The sequence below is a fragment of the Burkholderia sp. 22PA0106 genome (genome assembly GCF_047497155.1).
Taxonomy (GTDB): Bacteria; Pseudomonadota; Gammaproteobacteria; order Burkholderiales; family Burkholderiaceae; genus Burkholderia.
In genome coordinates this window covers 2,839,434-2,860,110 of sequence record NZ_CP163163.1, presented here as the reverse complement: position 1 = coordinate 2,860,110, position 20,677 = coordinate 2,839,434, and the positions used below count along the sequence as shown (strand labels likewise).

The following is a 20,677-nucleotide window of genomic DNA, read 5'->3' as shown; positions in this document are numbered from 1 at the left end:
CGCTATTGCCACCGTTTTCCGTCGCCAATAAAAAACGCGCTCCGTGGAGCGCGTTTCCGGCAGAGCGATATGGCGCGAATCGTTCGCGCCAGTCGCCTGACTTACTTCAGCACCGCTGCAATCGCGTTGGCGACGGCATCGATGTTGCGCGTGTTGAGCGCAGCCACGCAGATCCGGCCGGTGCCCACCGCGTAGATGCCGAACTCTTCACGCAGACGGTCGACTTGCGCCGACGTCAGGCCCGAGTAAGAGAACATGCCGCGCTGGGCATTGATAAAGCTGAAGTCGCGGTTCACGCCGCTCGCCTTCAGGCGGTCGACCAGGCCATTGCGCATTGCGCGGATACGGTCGCGCATTTCGCCGAGTTCCTGCACCCACGAAGCGTACAGGTCCGGCGAGCTCAGCACGGCCGCAACCAGTGCGCCGCCGTGGGTCGGCGGGTTGGAGTAGTTCGTGCGGATCACGCGCTTCAGTTGCGACAGCACGCGCGTGGCTTCGTCCTTGCTCGCGGTGATGATCGACAGCGCGCCGATACGCTCGCCATAGAGCGAGAACGACTTCGAGAACGACGACGACACGAACACGTTCAGGTCGGCCGCAGCAAACAGGCGCACGGCTGCCGAATCGGCTTCGAGGTCTTCGCCGAAGCCTTGATAGGCGATGTCGAGGAACGGCACGAGCTGGCGCGCCTTGACCGTTTCGACGACCTGCGCCCATTGCGCTTCGGTCAGGTCGACGCCGGTCGGGTTGTGGCAGCACGCGTGCAGCACGACGATCGTGCCGGCAGCGTAGCTGTTCAGCGCGCCGAGCATGGCGTCGAAGTTCACGCCGTGGGTGGCGGCGTCGTAGTACGGGTAGGCATCGACCTTGAAGCCGGCCGTCTCGAACAGCGCGCGGTGGTTTTCCCAGCTCGGATCGCTGATCGCGACCTTGGCGTTCGGGTTCAGCGTGCGCAGGAAATCCGCGCCGATCTTCAGCGCGCCCGTGCCGCCGATGGCTTGCGCCGTCACGACGCGGCCGGCTGCGATCAGCGGCGAATCGTTGCCGAGCAGCAGCTTCTGCACGGCGGCGTCGTAGGCGGCGATGCCGTCGATCGGCAGGTAGCCGCGCGGCAGGCCGGCTTCGACGCGCGCCTTTTCCGCGTCACGCACGGCGCGCAGCAACGGTATCTTGCCTTCCTCGTTGGTGTACACGCCAACGCCGAGGTTCACCTTGGTCGGGCGCGTATCGGCGTTGAAGGCTTCATTGAGGCCCAGGATCGGGTCGCGGGGGGCGAGTTCGACAGCGGAAAAGAGCGACATGATGATTTCGCAGCAATAGTAGTGGAATGAAATCGGGGTCCGGTTCCCGCGTGGCGCGGGTGCATGCCGAGGGCCGCAGCTTCCGGAGCGAATCCCGCCATTGTAGCGAATTGCGCCGCGATTTCGGCCAAAGCCGGGCGGGTGATGCAGGTATGGCAAGGCGAAAACCGGACGCAACCGCAGGCGTTGGCCGCGACGTGCCATCCTGGTGGCGGCATCGAGTCCGAGCCCGTCTGTCCGGACCGCCGCTGCGCCTAACGGTCAGCCCGGCGGTGGGCGAAGCGCTAAAATGCTCTTTTGCACGCGGCCAGGCCCTCGCTCCATGTCCGAACATTCCCCCGATGTGTCCGCCGAACTCGACGAATCGAAATTCGCGACGTTCGACGGTTCGCCATTCCAGCTTTATCAGCCGTATCCGCCTGCCGGTGATCAGCCCACGGCAATCGCCACGCTCGTCGAGGGCGTGGAGGACGGCCTGTCGTTCCAGACGCTGCTCGGCGTGACGGGGTCCGGCAAGACCTTCACGATGGCGAACACGATCGCGCAGCTCGGCCGCCCTGCCATCGTGTTCGCGCCGAACAAAACGCTCGCCGCACAGCTCTATGCGGAGTTCCGCGAGTTCTTTCCGCGCAATGCGGTCGAGTATTTCGTTTCGTACTACGACTATTACCAGCCGGAAGCCTATGTGCCGCAGCGCGACCTGTTCATCGAAAAGGACTCGTCGATCAACGAGCACATCGAGCAGATGCGGCTGTCGGCCACCAAGAGCCTGATGGAGCGGCGCGACGTGGTGATCGTGGCCACCGTGTCGGCGATCTACGGTATCGGCAACCCGTCCGAATATCACCAGATGATCCTGACGCTGCGCGCCGGCGACCGGCTCGGCCAGCGCGACGTGATCGCGCGGCTGATCGCGATGCAGTACACGCGCAACGAGCAGGATTTCCAGCGCGGCACGTTCCGCGTGCGAGGCGACACGATCGACATCTTCCCGGCCGAGCACGCCGAGATGGCGGTGCGCGTCGAGTTGTTCGACGACGAGGTCGAGACGCTGCAACTGTTCGATCCGCTGACGGGCCGGGTGCGCCAGAAGATCCCGCGCTTCACCGTTTATCCGTCGTCGCACTACGTCACGCCGCGCGACACGGTGATGCGCGCGATCGAGACTATCAAGGACGAACTGCGCGAACGTCTCGAATTCTTCCATTCCGACAATCGTCTGGTCGAGGCGCAGCGGCTCGAGCAGCGTACCCGCTTCGATCTCGAAATGCTGCAGGAACTGGGCTTCTGCAAGGGCATCGAGAACTACTCGCGGCATTTCTCGGGCGCTGCCGCCGGCGAGCCGCCGCCGACGCTGGTCGATTACCTGCCGTCCGACGCGCTGATGCTGCTCGACGAATCGCACGTGCTGATCGGTCAGTTGAACGGGATGTACAACGGCGACCGCGCACGCAAGGAAAACCTCGTCAATTACGGCTTCCGTTTGCCGTCGGCGCTCGACAACCGGCCGCTGAAATTCCCCGAGTTCGAGCGCAAGATGCGCCAGGTCGTGTTCGTATCGGCCACGCCGGCCGATTACGAGCAGCGCGTGTCGGGGCAGACGGCCGAGCAGGTGGTGCGGCCGACCGGCCTGGTCGACCCCGAGATCGAGGTGCGGCCGGCGACCACCCAGGTGGACGACGTGCTGGCCGAGATCAACGAGCGCGTGAAGGCCGGCGAGCGCGTGCTGATCACCACGTTGACCAAGCGCATGTCCGAGCAACTGACCGAGTTCCTGTCCGACCACGGCGTCAAGGTGCGCTATCTGCACAGCGACATCGACACGGTCGAGCGCGTCGAAATCATCCGCGACCTGCGGCTCGGCACGTTCGACGTGCTGGTGGGCATCAACCTGCTGCGCGAGGGCCTCGACATTCCCGAGGTGTCGCTGGTGGCGATTCTCGACGCCGACAAGGAAGGCTTCCTGCGCGCCGAGCGCTCGCTGATCCAGACGATCGGCCGTGCGGCGCGTAACGTGAACGGCAAGGCGATTCTGTATGGCGACAAGATCACCGATTCGATGCGCCGCGCGATCGACGAAACCGAACGCCGCCGGGTCAAGCAGATCGCCCACAACGAGGCGCTCGGCATCACGCCGCGCGGCGTGGTGAAGCGTATCAAGGACATCATCGATGGCGTCTACAACGCCGACGATGCACGTGCCGAGCTGAAGGAAGCGCAGCAGCGCGCGAAATTCGAGGACATGTCCGAGAAGCAGCTTGCCAAGGAAATCAAGCGTCTCGAAAAGCAGATGACCGACTACGCGAAGAACCTCGAGTTCGAGAAGGCCGCGCAGACGCGCGATCAGCTCTCGCTGTTGCGCGAGCGTGTGTTCGGAGCCAACGTGGGCGACCGCCTCGAAGGCGCGAACTGATTCTGTCCCCACACCGATCCGGCCACGAAAGTGGCCAGATCGGTGCATTTCCGCGATCCACGCCGGCATCGAACGCTGCTTTCCGACCGTCTTCGAAAATCTTCCGAAATCCTTTCTGCGTCAAAGGCTTGAAATTATTCCCCCTTTGTTTCGCGTGCGATTCAATGCTAAACTCGCCAATTATTGAGAATGGTTCGCATTAACGTTCTTGCTTACTCATGTCGCGCGGTAGGAGCCGGGCGGCATTTTTTCATCTGACGATAATAATCAGGAGTCTCAATGTTCGGTTCGTCCATCACCCGTTGTGGGGTCGCAGTCGCGGCGGCACTTTTCGCGATGTCGGCATCGGCCGCCGAGTATCCGATCGGCAAGCAGCAAATCCAGGGTGGCATGGAGGTGGGCACGGTCTACCTGCAACCGATCACGATGGAACCGGAAGGCATGATGCGCAAGGCATCGGATTCGGACATCCACCTGGAGACCGACATCCACGCGGTGAAGAACAACCCGACCGGCTTCGCCGAAGGCGACTGGATGCCGTACCTGCAGGTGGAATACACGCTGACCAAGCAGGGCGACGCGAAGTGGAAGTCGCAGGGCGTGCTGATGGGCATGGTCGCGAACGACGGCCCGCACTACGGCGACAACGTCAAGCTGGCCGGCCCTGGCAAGTACCACCTGGCGCTGACGGTCAAGCCGCCGATGCAGATGGGCCATATGGCGTTCGGCCGCCACGTCGACAAGGAAACGGGCGTGGGCCCGTGGTTCAAGCCGTTCACGCTCGAATACGATTTCCCGTTCGCCGGCATCGGCAAGAAGGGCGGTTACTGATCGGGTTCCACGGCCGGGCGGCATCGTCTCGATGCCGCCTTCTACGAGAAGCACAATGACATTCCCCAAGATTTTCGCCGCCGTGCTCGCCGGCCTGGCGGTTGCAACCGCGGCTCAAGCCGCCGATCTGCCGACCTTCAAGCTCGAGATGGCCGACGGCAAGCTCAACCCGGCCCGCATCGAAGTGCCGGCCGGCCAGCGCATCAAGATCGAAGTCCGCAATACCGGCAAGGGCGCAGTCGAATTCGAGAGCGTCCAGCTGCGCAAGGAGAAGGTCCTCGCGCCGGGCGCCGAATCGTTCGTCGTGATCGCGCCGCTGTCGCCGGGCGAATACAAATTCTTCGACGATTTTCATCAGCAAGCGCAAGGCGTCATCGTCGCGAAGTAGTTCCGATTTATCGTGCGGCCGCGGACGTCCCGCCGTGGCCGGGACACGGAGGTTATCAATGGGTCAAATCATCTTCATCGTCTGGCGCGAAAGCGTCGAGGCGCTATTGGTCGTCGGCATTCTCTATGCGTGGCTGCGTAACGGCGACGCCGAAACGCGCCGCGGCTTGCCGTACCTGTGGGTCGGCGTGGGCGCGGGCCTGTTGATGGCGCTGGGCCTGGGCGCCGCGCTGGTCGGGTTCACCGAAGTGCTGTCGGGCGACGCGCAGGATTACTTCCAGACCGCGATGGTGCTGGTCGCCTGCGTGCTGATCGTGCAGATGGTGTTCTGGATGAAGAAACACGGGCGCACGCTCAAGCGCGACATGGAGCAATCGCTGCAGGAAACCACCAAAACCGCCAACTGGTGGGGCGTGGCGGTGCTGGTGGCGCTGGCCATCGCGCGCGAGGGCAGCGAGACGGTGATCTTCCTGTACGGCCTCGGCTTCGGCCAGAGCGGCCATGTGGGCGGTGCTCAGGTGCTGGCGGTCGTGATCGGCCTCGCGCTCGCGTTGTTCACCTTCTATCTGTTGCAACTGGGCGGCAAGATCTTCTCGTGGCGCCTGTTTTTCCGCGTCACCGAAATCATGCTGCTGTTCCTCGGCGCGGGCCTGTTCGAGGCGGGCGTCGACAAGCTGATCGACAAGGAAATCCTGCCGCTCGGCATTTCGCAGCTGTGGGACAGCTCGGCGATCCTCGACGATTCGAGCACGTTCGGCTCGCTGGTCGCCACACTGACCGGCTATCGCGCGCATCCGGCGCTGACCAACCTGGTGGCCTACGTGCTGTATTGGGTCGTGGTGTACGGGCTGCTGAAGATCGCGACGCGCCGTCCGGCCGCCGCGGCAGGGCGCGCCGCATGAGCACGCCGGCGAGCGGCCTGCGCTGGAGCCGGTTGACCGAAGCCGGTCACTGGATGCAGCGCCACGGCGCGTGGATTCGCGGCATCCAGTGGGTGGTGGTGCTGGTCTATGCGTTCCTGATTCTCGTGCCGGCGTTCACGCCGCTGCCCGACGACACGGCGCACCTGTGGAACAACCTGACGCTCGCGGCGCAGTTCGTGTTCTGGGGCATCTGGTGGCCGTTCGTATTGCTGTCGATGGTGATGTTGGGCCGGGTGTGGTGCGGTGTGCTGTGCCCCGAGGGGGCGCTTGCCGAATTCGCCAGCAAGTTCGGCCGCGGCCGCGCGATTCCGCGCTGGATGCGCTGGGGCGGCTGGCCGTTCGTCGCGTTCGGCATCACCACCATCTACGGCCAGATGGTCAGCGTCTATCAATACCCGCGCGCCGTGCTGCTGGTGCTCGGCGGCTCGACGTTCGCGGCGATGGTGATCGGCCTGCTGTACGGCCGCGAGAAGCGCGTCTGGTGCAAGTATCTGTGCCCCGTCAACGGCGTGTTCGCGTTGCTCGCGCGGCTGGCGCCGGTGCGCTTCAAGGTCGACGAGGCTGCGTGGCGCCGCTCCTATACGGAAGGCGAGCACGGCCATCGCGTGATTCCGATCAACTGCGCGCCGCTGGTGCCGCTGCGCAACATGAAGGGCGCGGCGGAGTGCCATATGTGCGGCCGTTGCAGCGGCCATCGCGATGCGATCGCGCTGACGGTGCGTTCGCCGTCCGAGGAAGTCGTCGAGCTCGGTGATGCGCAGGCGAACCCCTGGGACACCGCGTTGATCCTCTACGGCCTGCTGGGCATCGCGATCGGTGCGTTCCATTGGTCGGCCAGCCCCTGGTTCGTGACGATCAAGCAATGGCTCGCCGGCTGGCTGATCGACCGCGACATCACCTGGCCGCTCGAAACCAATGCTCCGTGGTTCCTGCTCACGCATTACCCCGATCAGAACGACGTGTTCTCCTGGCTCGATGGCGGCCTGGTGGTGTCGTATATCGTCGGCACGGGGCTGATCTACGGCACGGCGCTGCTGATCGTGCTGGCCGGCGCGTCGGCGCTGCTGGGCCGCTTCGATCGCGTGCGCCTGCATCACTTGACGCAGGCACTGATTCCGCTGGCCGGCGCGGGCGTGTTCCTCGGCCTGTCGGCCACCACGCTGTCGTTGCTGCGCGCTGAGCATCTGCCGCTCGACTGGGCCTCGCCGGTGCGAATCGCGATCCTGGTCGGCTCGAACCTCTGGAGCGCGTGGCTGGCCTGGCGCGTGACGGGGCGTTATGCGGCATGGCCGCGCCGGTTCGCCGCGATGGCGGGCTTCGGTTTGGCGCTGGCGATCGTCGACAGTGCCTGGTGGCTGATGTTCTGGGTGTTCTGACACGGCTGATCGGCCGTATCGTCCTGCGCCATCCATACCGCATCGATGGCTTTTCGTTGTTCTCCCGCCCATGAAAAAAGCGACGTGCCCGTCAGGCACGTCGCTTTCGCTGCTTCAGTATGAGAACCAAAAAAATGGCTTGGCTTGCTGTAACGACTGCTTGAGTTGGGTTGCACGAAGGGGTCTAGATCTCGCGTGCAAGCCGTTACGGCTGGCTACTGCCCAACACCTCTCAGGGAGGTGGTCCCCACAATACTCGGTACTTACTTCGTCAGGATCAGCTTGCCCAGACGCGTGGCACGAAGCTGATAAGTCTCGCCGTTATGCATGATCGAGACGAGCTTGCGGCCTTGCAACAGGGTATCGCTGGACACGACGCGCTGATTCGGCTCCGGGTTGTCGGTGCCATCCGACTTCGTGACAGCCGCAACTTTCGTCCGGCCACCGGGCGCCGCGCTGCTGGTGCGGCGCAGGCTGAGTGTGGAAGTTCGCATAAGTTCGGTCATTCGGGCCGTTCAATCAGTGGTGTGTCGATGGAATGAATTCTAAATGATAATTATTCCCATTTACTAACGATGTTTTTTAATCGATTTGCCTTGGTCGATAGTTTTTGATGAGCGGCGGATCGAGCGCGAAAAGAACGCGAACTACGGGGGCGAAGCGGGGCGGGAAAGCGTGCGGCGAAGCACGACCGGCGGCGCGCGTGCGGGCCGCCGGTGAAGCGTTCAGTGCAGCGGATCGGGATCGCGGCGGCCCTGCGCGTATTCGCGGATCAGGCGGACCGTGTCGATATCGGAGGTGCGGTATGCCTCCTTGACGATGCCCTGGGTCTGTCGGGCATCCTCGGTGTCGGCCGTGTCCGGCAACGTGGTGGCGTAGGTGAAGCGCAGGAACAGCGCCTGGTCGTCGTGCTCCTCGATCGTCATGGTCAACGAGCCGCCGATCTCGCCGTTGGCGGCGTGGATGTCGTAGCGGACCTGATGATTCGGCGTGAACGTGACGCGATCGCGGATCGTCGCCTGGCCGAAATGCAGCTCGCGCTCGAGCGTGGTGTCGGTGCGATCACTGATCTTGCAATCGTCGAGGCCGATCACGAACAGTTGCGGCTGTTCGGCGCGCAGGACGAGGCCTTCCCAGAGTTGGTCGCGCGTCAGCGTCGGCAACATCGGGTTGTCCATCGCGTTGATCTGGATCAGGTGTTCAAAATTCAAGGCGAGAGCTTCCTTCGGTCGGCGCGGCGGTGAGCCGCAAAAGGGAACTATTGTGACGGAATTTGGAAGCGCCGTCCGGGGCCGGATCGGCGCGTGATCACGGGTTCAAGGCGCGATCGACCCCATCCGGCCGGCCTGGTAATCGGCCACGGCGTCGCGAATTTCCTGCTCGGTATTCATGACGAACGGGCCGTAGCGCACGATCGGCTCGTTGATCGGCCGGCCGCCCACCAGTAGTACATCGAGCGGCGTGTCGCCGGCGCTGATCTCGACCGTATCGCCGTCGTCGTCGAACACGATCATCTGCTGCGGGCCGCTGATCTGCCCGCTCGCGCCGTAGCGGCCCGCGCCGCAGAGCGGATAGGCGAACGCCCGGAAATCGCACGGCACCGGTACGCTGACCTGCGCGCCGGGTTGCAGCGTCAGGTGCAGGTAGAGCAGCGGCGTATGCGTGTCGACGGCGGCCTGCACGCCGAACGCCTCGCCCGCGATCACCTTGATGCGGGTGCGGCCGTCCTCGGACGTCACGCTGGGCAGCGACGACGACGCGATGTCCTGATAGCGCGGCCGGGCGCGCTTGTCGTCGCGCCGCAGGTTCACCCAAAGCTGGATGCCGTGCACGCGGCCGCCCGCCGCGGCGAATTCCGGGTCGGGCATTTCGCTGTGAATCAGCCCCGAGCCGGCCGTCATCCATTGCACGTCGCCCGCACGCAATTCGCCGGTATGGCCGGCCGAATCGCGATGGCGGAAATGGCCGTCGAGCACGTAGGTGACGGTTTCGAAGCCGCGGTGCGGATGATCGGGCGCGCCTTTGGCCGTGCCCGGTGCATAGTCGATCGGGCCGAGCTCGTCGAACAGCAGGAACGGGTCGAAATCGGCGAGCAGACGGGTGGGGAACGGGCGATGAACCTGGAAGCCGGCGCCTTCCGTCGCCCGTAACGACGGATAGACGCGCAGGATGGAGCGCGATACGGGCATCGGATATTTTCCTTACGAGCGTTTGAGCGAAGTCAAAGGCTATTATATGGATCGGCCTGCGGTTGAATTCCGCGCGATCCGCAATGGATCGTTCTGCCATTGGAACGATGAAATGAATATCGATGCACACAATCTGAACGACCTGATGTATTTCTCGCAGATCGTCGAGCACGGTGGGTTTTCGGCTGCCGAACGCGTCCTGGGGATTTCGAAGTCGCGTCTGTCGCGCCGGCTCACGGAGCTGGAGGCGACGCTCGGCGTGCGTCTGCTGCAACGCTCGACGCGCAAGCTGGCGCTGACCGAGGCCGGGCAACTGTTCTACCAGCACTGCCAGGCGATGCTGGCCGAGGCGCAGGCGGCGATGAACGCGGTGCAGCAGTTGCGAGCCTCGCCGCGCGGCACGGTGCGCGTCAGCGTGCCCGTGACGCTGTCGCAGACGATGATGTCGCGGTTGCTGCCCGAATTCCTGCACCGCTACCCGGAGGTGCGCGTGCAGGTGCGCGTGACCAATCAGGTGATCGACCTGTTCGAGGATTCGATCGACATCGCGTTGCGTGTGCGTTCCGAGCCGCCGGAGAACGCCAATATCGTCGTTCGGCCGCTGTGGCGCACCGAGCAGATGCTGGTCGGCTCGCCGAGCCTGCTGGGCCAGAATGCGCCGCCGCTGGAGCCGGGTGATCTGTCGCGCTTTGAGACGCTCGACACGCCCTCGGGCGATGGCCGACACGTGTTCAATTTGATCGCGCCGGACGGCGCGCGCCATGTGCACGAGCACGAACCGCGCCTCGTCACGGCCGACCTGATGACGATCCGCGAGGCCGTGCTCGATGGGGTCGGGATCGCGGCGCTGCCGGAGATGATGTACGGCAATGCGTTGCGCGCCGGGCAACTGTCGCCGGTCATGCCGGGCTGGACCTTGCCGGTGCCGCGGCTCTATGCGGTGTTCGTGTCGCGGCAAGGGATGCCGCCGGCGGTGCGCTCGTTCGTCGATTTCCTCGTCGAGAAACTCGACAACGATTACCGCGAGCCGCAGTGCCCCGAGCGTGAAAAGAAGCGGCAGGCGGAGCAGGCTGCCGTGGCGGCAGCCGTGTGAGCGTGGATCGGTTTTGTCATTGAAGCGCCGCCTGTCATCGCGAGATTCAATCGGGGCTCGCTTGAATGCCCCGACAGCGCCGCCTATATTGGAATTCCACTTCGCGAAGGGATGTTCCGAGCGAATCCGGTGGCTGCATATATTGCCAGCCAGATAGGGCAGAACGCGCAAGTCCGTGCAGACCACGGCGTGTCGCATTGCGTTGCTCCAGGCGCCTGACGCCGCCGAAGAGCCCGCCGCCCGAAGGCGCCCGCGTGCGCATTAAAAAAGGCCTTCATCGTTCGATGAAGGCCTTTTCCATTGGTGCCGCCGAAACGAAATCGTTTCGGACTGCTTGCGATGGGCGAGCGGGCCGCCGCGCGTTTATTTCTTCGCTTCGGTCACGAAGCCGAGCTTGGTCAGGCCGCCGGCCTGCGCCGCCGACATCACCTGCGCCACGTTCTCGTAGGCGATCTTGTGATCGGCGCGGATATGCAGTTCCGGCTGCGGATCGACCTTCGCGGCCTCGGCGATCTTCGCGTCGAGTTCGGTGGTGCTGACCGGCTCGTCGTTCCACGTGACCGTGCCGTCGGCCTGGATCGCGAGATCGATGGTCTTCGGCTTTTCTTCGATCTTCTGGCTGCTCGCATGCGGCAGGTCGATCTTGACCGCGTGATGGATCGCCGGAAGCGTGACGAGGAAGATGATCAGCAGCACGAGCATGACGTCGACGAGGGGCGTCATGTTGATCTCGTTCATCAGGCCGTCGTCGTCATCGTCGCCGAACGAGGTATTCATTGCCATGGTGGGCCTCCGCTCAGTTCGCGCGGGTGGTGGCGAGGCGGATTGCGTCGCGCTTCTTGGCCGAGGCGAGGCTCGAACCCGTCACGAAGTAGGCGTGCAGGCCGTGCGCGAAGCGGCGCAGCTTGGTGACCACGCCCTTGTTCGCACGCGTCAGCGCGTTGTAGCCGAGCACGGCCGGAATCGCGACGAACAGGCCGAATGCCGTCATGATCAGCGATTCGCCGACGGGGCCGGCCACCTGATCGATCGAGGTCTGGCCGGTGGCGCCGATCACGAGCAGCGCGTGATAGATGCCCCACACCGTGCCGAACAGGCCGACGAACGGCGCCGTGCTGCCGATCGAGGCGAGGATCGCGAGGCCGCTTTGCAGGCGCGCGACGCCGTCGTCCATGGTGTCCTTCAGGCAGCGCGTGACCCACTCCGACACGTCCATGCGGTCGTGCAGGTGCGGCTGCGTTTGCTGATGGTGCTCGGCCGCTTCCTTGCCGGCGAGCGCCAGCGCGAGGAACGGGTTGTCCTGCGCGGAGCCCGATGCGTCGCGCAGCTTCTGCACGCCCTTGTCGAATTCGTCCGAGTGCCAGAACGATTGCTCGGCATTCTTGGTCAGGCGGCCGAGCCGCATCACGTTCCAGCCCTTGACGATGATCACGAGCCAGGAGAGCACCGACATGACCAGCAGCGTGATCGCGATGGCGCGTGTCACGAAATCACCTTGCGCCCAGACGTGCGCGATACCGTAGCTTTGCATTTCCTTTCCTTTGTTTGAATCCGGTGTAACTGAATCGGGTGTCGATCGAACGATCGATCAATCGTCGAGCGTGAAATTGAACGGGACCGTATAGCTGGCCCGCATCGCCTGGCCATCCTGCTTGTACGGCTTGCAGGTCGAGGTGCGGGCGGCGTCGAGCGCGGCGTCGTCGAGGCGCTGGAAGCCGCTGCTCTTGGCGAGCGACACGCCGCCGATCTGGCCGCCGATGTCGGTCACGAAGCGGACCATCGCCGTGCCGGTTTCGCCGCGTCGCTTCGACAGCGTCGGGTAATCGGGCTTGACGATCTGGCACGACACCGAGGCGCCGCCCTTCGGCGCCGCGATTTCGAGCGTCGGGCGCGGCGCGGGCGGAGCCGGCGGCGTAGGTGCGGCGACCGGCGCCGGCGGCGCGGGTGTCGGCGCAGGCGCTTCGATGGCGTGCGTGGACGGTGCCTGCGCAATGGGCAGCGGTGTGGGTTTGACGACCGGGCGTGGCTTCGGCGTGGGCTTCGGTACGGGTTTCGGCGGTGTCGGCGTAAGCTTGGATTCGACCGCGACGGGCTTCGGAGCGGGCTCCGAAATCAGTTGCACCGTCATGGCGGATTCGATCTTGGGCTTGGGCAGATCCTGGTCGGGCATCAACAGCGCGCCGGCGATCAGCGCCGCATGCGCGAGCACCACGATGACAGCCGCGCTGACGATACGGCGATTGAAACGAGGCGCGACCGAAACGGCGCCGGTCGGGATGGAAGTCGAGGCCTGCATGTCTGCCAGTCTAGGCGGCGACGCGCTGGGCGCCTGCCGCGGAGTAACGCATCACTTGCGGAAGATCAGCAACGAAATGCACAGGGTGGTTACGAATCCGATCAGCAATTCCATCACAGCTCCTTGGCGAATGGCCGCTGGCTAGCGATTTCCAGGCTCGCTGACGGATGATCAAACGAAAGCGCGGCCGTGAGCCGCGCGAGATAACGTTGCCCGCCGCTCAGGCTGCCTTGCGTTCGTAGAACGTGATGGGCGCCGGTTGCGCGTGCGCGGTGACGCCGCAGTGGCTTTCGCAGATGCCGTGTTCGGCCATCAGTTCGCGCACCGACTCCTCGCATTTGCCGCAGCAGGAGGCGACACCGAGCTCGAACTGCAACTCATCGAACGAATCGACACCTTCCGCGAGGGAGGCACGGATCTTTCGGTCGGACACGGACTTGCACACGCAGACGATCATGATGAACGCGGTAGCTAACGTTAATGCGAATTATTATCATTATATTTGACCGCATTGGCAAGCCCGGCTCGGGCTTTTTTGTAACTAATCCATATGCTTAGCAGGGATATGGGAAAAAATGACCGCCCGCCGGGCCGGTGGGGTGCGCCTGCCGTCGGCGCGCGATCGACTCAGGCCGAGAGGGCCGGATCGGCGAGGTCGGCGCAGCGCGGCGACGGGATCACGACCGTTTCCGCGGCCGCGTCGAGGTCGAGCAGGGCGGCGGCGAGCGCCTGCAGGCGGTGGCCGTCGTCGGTGGAATACAGGCGTGGCGCCTGAGCCACGGTGCCGGCCGGCGCGCGCAGGCCGCGCTCGTCGAGGATGCGTGCGAGCTGGCGGGCGATGGCCGCGCTCGTGTCGATGAGGGTCAGACGATCCTGCGTCAGTTCGCGGATCGTCTTGTCCAGAAACGGGTAGTGGGTGCAGCCGAGCACCAGCGTATCGGCTCCGGCGGCCAGCATCGGTTCGAGATAGCCGGCGAGCCGCGCGCGCAGCTCGGGCGAGCCGGTGTCGCCGCGCTCGATCGCCTCGACGAGCCCATGGCCCGGCTGGCGCAGAAAGCGGCAATCGGCGGCGTAGCGCTCGATCAGCGATTCGAAGCGGGCGCTGCGCAGCGTGGCTGCCGTGGCGAGCACGCCGGCGACGCGGCTGGCCGAGGCCAGCGTGGCCGGCTTGATGCCCGGCTCGACGCCCACCAGCGGAATCGACAGTTTTTCGCGCACCACCGCGATCGATTGCGCCGTGGCGGTGTTGCAGGCCACCACCAGCGCCTTGGTGCCGCGCGCGGCCAGCCACTCGCCGATGGCGAGCGTGCGTTCGATGATGAAGGCGTCGTCGCGCTCGCCATAAGGTGCGTGGCGTGAATCGGCGACATAGATGAACGATTCGTCCGGCAGCAGCGCGCGCACGGCGCGCAGTACCGAGAGACCGCCCAGCCCGGAATCGAACACGCCGACCGGAGCGGCGGTGGAAGATGCTGACGCGAAGTCGGGGCTGGGCATGGCAGGGTGAAGCGGCGGATGGCGATCCGCCATATTACGACGACGTGCTTACGTCGGCGAGCCCATCATGGTTTGCTGATAGTTCTGGATGCCGACCTTGCCCACCAGGTCGATCTGCGTTTCCAGCCAGTCGATGTGCTCTTCGGTGTCGTCGAGGATCTTCTGGAACAGCTCGCGCGAGACATAGTCACGCACCGATTCGCAGTAGGCGATCGCATCCTTGCAGGTGCCTTGCGAGATGTACTCGAGCTTCAGGTCGCACTTGAGGATCTCTTCCGTTTCCTCGCCGATCAGCAGCTTGTGCAGGTCTTGCAGGTTCGGCAGACCATCGAGCATGAAAATGCGTTCGATCAGCCAGTCGGCGTGCTTCATTTCGCCGATCGATTCATCGTATTCGTGCTTGCCGAGCTTTTCGAGACCCCAGTGACGATACATCCGCGCATGCAGGAAATACTGGTTAATCGCGGTCAATTCATTCTTCAACTGTGCGTTGAGAAATTCGATAACTTTCTTATCGCCTTGCATGGCTATTCCTTCCTGTAACGTGGGTTCCGGACACGAAAGATAAACGTTCGAACTACGCTTGCCAAGGGCTAAAGCACTGAAAATTCGAATATTTCTGCTTAATGAGAATGATTAAGAATCAAAAAGGCCGGGTTGAAACCCGGCCTGAAAATCATTCTCAATCAGCGATGCGTTATGCCGTCGCGACCGGGATTTTTCCGATCTTTGCCTGCCATTCCTTCGGGCCGGTCTGGTGCACCGACGTGCCGCTCGAATCGACCGCCACCGTCACCGGCATGTCGACCACGTCGAACTCGTAGATCGCTTCCATGCCGAGGTCCTCGAACGCGACCACCTCGGCGTGGCGGATCGCCTTCGACACCAGGTAGGCGGCGCCGCCGACGGCCATCAGGTAGGCGGCCTTGTGCTTCTTGATCGCCTCGATCGCCACCGGGCCGCGCTCGGCCTTGCCGACCATCGAGATCAGGCCGGTTTGCGCGAGCATCATCTCGGTGAATTTGTCCATGCGGGTGGCCGTGGTCGGGCCGGCCGGGCCGACCGCCTCGTCGCGCACCGGATCGACCGGGCCGACGTAATAGATCACGCGGTTCGTGAAATCGACCGGCAGCGGCTCGCCCTTGGCGATCATGTCGGCGATGCGCTTGTGCGCCGCGTCGCGGCCCGTCAGCATCTTGCCCGACAGCAGCAGCGTCTGGCCCGGCGTCCAGCCGGCCACTTGTTCCGGCGTCAGCGTGTTCAGGTCGACGCGCTGGCTGGTTTCCGTGTTCGGTTCCCAGTTGACCTTCGGCCAGGCGTCGAGCGACGGCGGATCGAGGCGGGCGACGCCCGAGCCGTCGAGCGTGAAGTGCGCGTGGCGGGTGGCCGCGCAGTTCGGGATCATCGCGACCGGCTTCGAGGCCGCGTGGGTGGGCGCCGACAGGATCTTGACGTCGAGCACGGTGGCCAGACCGCCCAGGCCCTGCGCGCCGATGCCGAGCGCATTGACCTTCTCGTACAGCTCGACGCGCAGTTCTTCCGCCCAATCCTTCGGGCCGCGCTTGATCAGGTCGTGGATGTCGATCGACTCCATCAGCGATTCCTTGGCCATCAGCATCGCCTTCTCGGCGGTGCCGCCGATGCCGATCCCGAGCATGCCCGGCGGGCACCAGCCGGCGCCCATTGTCGGCACGGTCTTGAGCACCCAGTCGACGATCGAATCGGACGGGTTCAGCATCACGAATTTCGACTTGTTTTCCGAGCCGCCGCCCTTGGCCGCGACCTGCACGTCCACCTTGTCGCCCGGCACGATCTCGTAGTGGATCACGGCCGGCGTGTTGTCCTTGGTGTTCTTGCGGGCGCCTTCCGGCGGGCTGACGATCGACGCGCGCAGCACGTTGTCGGGGTGCGTGTAACCGCGGCGCACGCCTTCGTTGATCATGTCGGTGACGCCCATGGTGGCGCCTTCCCAGCGCACGTCCATGCCGACCTTGACGAAGATCGTCACGATGCCGGTGTCCTGGCAGATCGGACGGCGGCCTTCGGCGCACATGCGGCTGTTGGTGAGGATCTGCGCGATCGCGTCCTTGGCGGCGGGGCTTTGCTCGGCCTCGTAGGCGCGGCCGAGGGCCTCGATGTAGTCGAGCGGATGGTAGTAGCTGATGTATTGGAGCGAATCCGCGACGCTCTGGATCAGATCTTCCTGCTTGATGACGGTCATGGCTGTGACTCAGTGGGGACTATTGGAATGAAACGGGTGCGGCCGGTCTGATGCCGGCTCACGGCCGGCTGTTACGCCGGCTCGCGAGGCGCGTGCGGCGCCTCGTCGAAATGCTTGGGATGCGTTTGCGTGGTCAGTCGGTCGATCCAGGCCATCACGAGCGCCGACACGAGGAACGACAGGTGGATCAGCACCTGCCACATCACGGCGCGCTCGGAGTGGGTGTCCGGATCGATGAAGGTTTTCAGCAGATGAATCGAGGAGATGCTGATCAGCGCCATCGACAGCTTGACCTTCAGCACGCCCGCGTTGACGTGGTCGAGCCATTCGGGCTCGTCCGGGTGGCCTTCCACGCCGAGCTTCGAGACGAAGGTTTCGTAGCCGCCGACGATCACCATGATCAGCAGGTTCGAGATCATGACCACGTCGATCAGGCCGAGCACGGCCAGCATCACGTTGGTTTCGTCGAGCGAGGCGGCGTGCGAGAGCAGGTGCCAGACTTCCTTGAGGAACAGGTAGACGTAGATGCCTTGCGCGACGATCAGGCCCAGATAGAGCGGCACCTGCAGCCAGCGGCTCATGAAAATGAGGGCCGGGAGCGGCTTCATGCGGCGTCGGGCGTGCGGATCGGGCTGGCGTGCGGACATGGTCTGGCGGCCTGGAGTCGCGGGTATCGCGGGTGGATTCTGAAAAACGGCGCGCTATTGTAACGCGCACGTCGCGGGGCGGCGTCGAGCCGCAAGCGGAGCGGCCGGCTCGGGACGCGGCGGCGCCGAAGGGGGTGAGCGAGGCGTGCGGCAAGCGTGAGGCGCGCGGGCCGCCTCGCTCGCCGCTTACGACGCCGCGTTCGGCGTACCGCGCGGCTTCATGCTCGCCAGCAGGATGCCGGTGACGACGCAGGCCAGCGCGAAGCCGTGCGCGAGCGTCGGGCGCTCGCCGAGGAACGCGATGCCGTAGATGGCGGCCGAGATCGGCAGCACAGCGCTGAACACCCCGGCCAGGCTGCCCGGCACGTGGCGGATGCCGATCATCCACAGGCAGAACGAGAAGATGCTGGCCGACAGCGCATACCAGGTGATCAGCGCCCAGGTGCCGGGCGTCACGGCCGCGTAATCGAAATGCGGCAGCGCGGCCAGGCCGAGCGGCAGCATCATCAGCATGCCGAGCAGGTGCGTGTAGGCGCAGATGTCGAGCGGGCGCAGCGTCTCGGTCAGGCGGCGCGACAGGATCACGTAGAACGATTCGCAGCAGACGGCGCCGAGGATCAGCAGGTTGCCGACGAGCGAGCTTTCGTGACCCGGTGCGCTGGCCGCGGCGTGGCCGCCCTGGGCGAGGTTGATCGCCACCACGCCGACGATCGCCAGCGCGATCGACAGCAGCGCGCGACGGTTCGGCCGCTCGTGCAGGAACAGCCACGCGAACAGCGCTACCACGGCGGGGATCGTGCTGGTGATCACGCCGGCCGCCACGGCGCTGGTGCGCTGCACGCCCATCAGCATCAGCAGCGTGAACATGAAGGTGCCGAAGAACGCCTGCAGGAACAGGTTCAGCCATTCGTCGCGGCGCACGGCGCGCATCTTCGACGGCTTCCACAGCGGCCAGAGCACCGCGTTGGCGATCACGAAGCGCAGCGTGGCGAGGATCACGACGGGCACGGCGACCACGATGGTCTTGCCGATGCCGACATTGCTGCCGACCAGCAGCATCGACAGGATGAGGATGAAGGCGTAGCGATTCAAACTGGAGTCCGGGCGTTGAGTTCAGTTAGGATTGTAGCGGCCCGCGCGGGTCGCTCAGGCCGGCGGGCGTAAGAGACAGGTAAGTTCGAGAGCTTATCGTGTCGAAACGCACGCTCGAGCGCGGCGGCGTCGCGCGATGCGGCGCTGCAACATCCCGCCGGGCGCGCGTAGCCGGAAACACAAGCACCAACAAGCACCAATCAGACACCAGCAGTACCGTGCGCCGCCCGGCCCCGACCGGCGGCGCCTGCAGTTCAGGAGGCACGGCGCCCCGCGCGCCGTGGAAGCGGCGCATCCACACGCGCCGTCATGCAGTGAGTTTCACCTTCATCAAGGGGTTGTCGATGTCTGCGATTGAATCGGTTCTGCACGAACGCCGTCAGTTTGCTCCACCCGCCGCTGTCGAACAGGCGGCCACCATTTCCGGCATGGCCGCATATCAGGCCCTGGTCGACGAAGCCGGTCGCGATTACGAAGGCTTCTGGGCGCGTCTCGCCCGCGAGACGCTCGACTGGCACAAGCCGTTCGCGACCGTGCTCGACGAATCGAACGCGCCGTTCTACAAGTGGTTCGAGGACGGCGAACTGAACGCGTCCTACAACTGCCTGGACCGCCACGTCGCGGCCGGCCTCGGCGAGCGCGTCGCGATCGTGTTCGAGGCCGACGACGGCACCGTCACGCGCGTCACCTACGCCGACCTGCTCGGCCGCGTCTCGCGCTTCGCCAACGCGCTCAGGCAGCGCGGCATCGGCAAGGGAGACCGCGTCGTCATCTATATCCCGATGTCGATCGAAGGCATCGTCGCGATGCAGGCCTGCGCGCGGATCGGCGCGACGCACTCGGTGGTGTTCGGCGGCTTCTCGTCGAAATCGCTGAACGAGCGCCTGGTCGACGTGGGCGCCAGCGCGCTGATCACGGCCGACGAACAGCTGCGCGGCGGCAAGACGCTGCCGCTCAAGAGCATCGCCGACGAAGCGCTCGCGATGGGCGGCTGCGAGGCCGTCAAGAGCGTGATCGTCTATCGCCGCACGGGCGGCAAGGTCGCCTGGGACGACAGCCGCGACCTGTGGATGCACGAGCTGGTCGCGAACCAGTCGGACGTGTGCGAACCCGAATGGGTCAGCGCCGAGCATCCGCTGTTCATCCTGTATACGTCGGGTTCCACCGGCAAGCCGAAGGGCGTGCAGCACAGCACGGGCGGCTACCTGCTGTGGGCTGCGCAAACCATGAAGTGGACGTTCGACTGGAAGCCCGACGACGTGTTCTGGTGCACGGCCGACATCGGCTGGATCACCGGCCACACCTACATCACGTACGGGCCGCTGGCGACCGGCGCGACCCAGGTGGTGTTCGAGGGCGTGCCGACCTACCCGAACGCGGGCCGTTTCTGGAAGATGATCGCCGACCACAAGGTCACGATCTTCTACACGGCCCCCACCGCCATCCGCTCGCTGATCAAGGCGGCCGAGGCCGACGAGGCCGTGCATCCGAAGGCTTACGACCTGTCGAGCCTGCGCATCATCGGCACGGTGGGCGAGCCGATCAACCCGGAAGCGTGGATCTGGTATCACAAGAACGTCGGCGGCGAACGCTGCCCGATCGTCGACACCTGGTGGCAGACCGAAACGGGCGGCCACATGATCACGCCGCTGCCGGGCGCCACGCCCACCGTGCCGGGTTCGTGCACGCTGCCGCTGCCGGGCATCGCCGCGGCGGTGGTCGACGAAACCGGCCAGGACGTGCCGAACGGGCAGGGCGGCATCCTGGTCGTCAAGCGGCCGTGGCCTGCGATGGCGCGCACCATCTGGGGCGATCCGGAGCGTTTCAAGAAGAGCTACTTCCCCGATGAACTGGGCGGCACGCTGTACCTGGCCGGCGACGGCACGGTGCGCGACAAGGACAGCGCCTATTTCACGATCATGGGCCGCATCGACGACGTGCTGAACGTGTCGGGCCACCGGCTCGGCACGATGGAGATCGAATCGGCGCTGGTGTCGCACGAACTGGTGGCCGAGGCGGCCGTGGTGGGCCGCCCGGACGACACGACCGGCGAGGCCGTGGTCGCGTTCGTGGTGCTCAAGCGCTCGCGTCCGGAAGGCGAGGAAGCGCAGCAGATCGCCAAGGCGCTGCGCGACTGGGTCGGCAAGGAAATCGGCCCGATTGCCAAGCCGAAGGACATCCGCTTCGGCGACAACCTGCCGAAAACCCGTTCGGGCAAGATCATGCGCCGCCTGCTGCGTTCGCTCGCGAAGGGCGAGCCGATCACGCAGGACACCTCGACGCTCGAAAATCCCTCGATCCTGGACCAACTGGGCGAGGTGCGCTGAACGGCCGGCCGACCGTTCATTCGGTCGGCCATCATGCGGTCGGCCATTTGTACCGCCGGGTTCCACCCGGCATGCGCCCCGGCG

Annotated in this window: 20 protein-coding genes; 7 read left to right on the top strand and 13 right to left on the bottom strand. The window is 64.8% G+C overall.

Annotated elements, in window-relative coordinates; translation table 11 throughout:
- Positions 1-101 precede the first annotated feature (101 nt).
- Positions 102-1,301 carry an amino acid aminotransferase gene (locus AB4850_RS27545; RefSeq protein WP_414442612.1) on the bottom strand — a complete coding sequence of 400 codons (1,200 nt, stop codon included), beginning with the start codon at positions 1,299-1,301 and terminating at the stop codon, positions 102-104.
- Between the two features lie 322 nt (positions 1,302-1,623).
- Between AB4850_RS27545 and uvrB the strand changes: the two genes are divergently transcribed.
- The 5 genes from uvrB to AB4850_RS27520 all read left to right on the top strand — a co-directional run bounded on the left by uvrB (position 1,624) and on the right by AB4850_RS27520 (position 7,231).
- On the top strand, positions 1,624-3,714 hold the full coding sequence (uvrB, locus tag AB4850_RS27540) for an excinuclease ABC subunit UvrB (protein ID WP_414442611.1): 2,091 nt from the start codon (positions 1,624-1,626) through the stop codon (positions 3,712-3,714).
- 279 nt (positions 3,715-3,993) lie between these two features.
- Positions 3,994-4,545, top strand: a complete 552-nt coding sequence (locus AB4850_RS27535; protein ID WP_414442610.1) for an iron transporter — start codon at positions 3,994-3,996, stop codon at positions 4,543-4,545.
- A 55-nt stretch (positions 4,546-4,600) separates the two neighbouring features.
- Positions 4,601-4,933: a cupredoxin domain-containing protein gene (locus tag AB4850_RS27530; protein WP_414442609.1), complete on the top strand. Its 333-nt coding sequence runs from the start codon at positions 4,601-4,603 to the stop codon at positions 4,931-4,933.
- Between the two features lie 58 nt (positions 4,934-4,991).
- A complete protein-coding gene (locus AB4850_RS27525) occupies positions 4,992-5,834 on the top strand; it encodes an FTR1 family iron permease (RefSeq protein ID WP_414442608.1) in 843 nt (280 codons plus the stop codon).
- Positions 5,831-7,231 (top strand): 4Fe-4S binding protein, encoded by a 1,401-nt coding sequence (locus tag AB4850_RS27520; protein ID WP_414442607.1) that lies wholly within the window; start codon positions 5,831-5,833, stop codon positions 7,229-7,231. The genes AB4850_RS27525 and AB4850_RS27520 overlap by 4 nt, the downstream gene beginning before the upstream one ends.
- Positions 7,232-7,494: 263 nt before the next feature.
- Here AB4850_RS27520 and hemP read toward each other — a convergent pair whose 3' ends face one another.
- The 3 genes from hemP to AB4850_RS27505 form a co-directional block, all read right to left on the bottom strand.
- Positions 7,495-7,737, bottom strand: a complete 243-nt coding sequence (hemP, locus tag AB4850_RS27515) for a hemin uptake protein HemP (RefSeq protein WP_414442606.1) — start codon at positions 7,735-7,737, stop codon at positions 7,495-7,497.
- A 219-nt stretch (positions 7,738-7,956) separates the two neighbouring features.
- Complete coding sequence (locus AB4850_RS27510; RefSeq protein ID WP_414442605.1) at positions 7,957-8,442, bottom strand: SRPBCC family protein; 486 nt, start codon at positions 8,440-8,442, stop codon at positions 7,957-7,959.
- A 105-nt stretch (positions 8,443-8,547) separates the two neighbouring features.
- On the bottom strand, positions 8,548-9,420 hold the full coding sequence (locus AB4850_RS27505) for a pirin family protein (protein ID WP_414442604.1): 873 nt from the start codon (positions 9,418-9,420) through the stop codon (positions 8,548-8,550).
- Between the two features lie 112 nt (positions 9,421-9,532).
- Here AB4850_RS27505 and AB4850_RS27500 point away from each other — a divergent pair, with 112 nt between their 5' ends.
- Complete coding sequence (locus tag AB4850_RS27500) at positions 9,533-10,513, top strand: LysR family transcriptional regulator (RefSeq protein ID WP_414442603.1); 981 nt, start codon at positions 9,533-9,535, stop codon at positions 10,511-10,513.
- A gap of 363 nt (positions 10,514-10,876) precedes the next feature.
- On the opposite strand, the gene AB4850_RS27495 is transcribed toward AB4850_RS27500, so the two are convergent.
- From AB4850_RS27495 to AB4850_RS27455, 9 genes are all read right to left on the bottom strand, one after another.
- Positions 10,877-11,296 (bottom strand): ExbD/TolR family protein, encoded by a 420-nt coding sequence (locus AB4850_RS27495; protein ID WP_414442602.1) that lies wholly within the window; start codon positions 11,294-11,296, stop codon positions 10,877-10,879.
- A 13-nt stretch (positions 11,297-11,309) separates the two neighbouring features.
- A complete protein-coding gene (locus tag AB4850_RS27490; protein WP_414442601.1) occupies positions 11,310-12,044 on the bottom strand; it encodes a MotA/TolQ/ExbB proton channel family protein in 735 nt (244 codons plus the stop codon).
- A 57-nt stretch (positions 12,045-12,101) separates the two neighbouring features.
- The gene (locus AB4850_RS27485) at positions 12,102-12,809 is read right to left on the bottom strand and encodes an energy transducer TonB (protein ID WP_414442600.1); all 708 of its coding nucleotides are present in this window, start codon (positions 12,807-12,809) and stop codon (positions 12,102-12,104) included.
- Positions 12,810-13,029: 220 nt separating this feature from the next.
- On the bottom strand, positions 13,030-13,266 hold the full coding sequence (locus AB4850_RS27480; protein WP_414442599.1) for a bacterioferritin-associated ferredoxin: 237 nt from the start codon (positions 13,264-13,266) through the stop codon (positions 13,030-13,032).
- Positions 13,267-13,436: 170 nt separating this feature from the next.
- Positions 13,437-14,306 (bottom strand): glutamate racemase, encoded by an 870-nt coding sequence (gene murI / locus AB4850_RS27475; protein WP_414442598.1) that lies wholly within the window; start codon positions 14,304-14,306, stop codon positions 13,437-13,439.
- 48 nt (positions 14,307-14,354) lie between these two features.
- A complete protein-coding gene (gene bfr, locus AB4850_RS27470) occupies positions 14,355-14,831 on the bottom strand; it encodes a bacterioferritin (RefSeq protein WP_414442597.1) in 477 nt (158 codons plus the stop codon).
- A 172-nt stretch (positions 14,832-15,003) separates the two neighbouring features.
- Complete coding sequence (locus AB4850_RS27465) at positions 15,004-16,527, bottom strand: fumarate hydratase (RefSeq protein ID WP_414442596.1); 1,524 nt, start codon at positions 16,525-16,527, stop codon at positions 15,004-15,006.
- Between the two features lie 71 nt (positions 16,528-16,598).
- A complete protein-coding gene (locus tag AB4850_RS27460; protein ID WP_414442595.1) occupies positions 16,599-17,174 on the bottom strand; it encodes a TIGR00645 family protein in 576 nt (191 codons plus the stop codon).
- 186 nt (positions 17,175-17,360) lie between these two features.
- Positions 17,361-18,266, bottom strand: a complete 906-nt coding sequence (locus tag AB4850_RS27455) for a DMT family transporter (RefSeq protein WP_414442594.1) — start codon at positions 18,264-18,266, stop codon at positions 17,361-17,363.
- 344 nt (positions 18,267-18,610) lie between these two features.
- Here AB4850_RS27455 and acs point away from each other — a divergent pair, with 344 nt between their 5' ends.
- Positions 18,611-20,593: an acetate--CoA ligase gene (acs, locus tag AB4850_RS27450; protein WP_414442593.1), complete on the top strand. Its 1,983-nt coding sequence runs from the start codon at positions 18,611-18,613 to the stop codon at positions 20,591-20,593.
- Positions 20,594-20,677 lie beyond the last annotated feature (84 nt).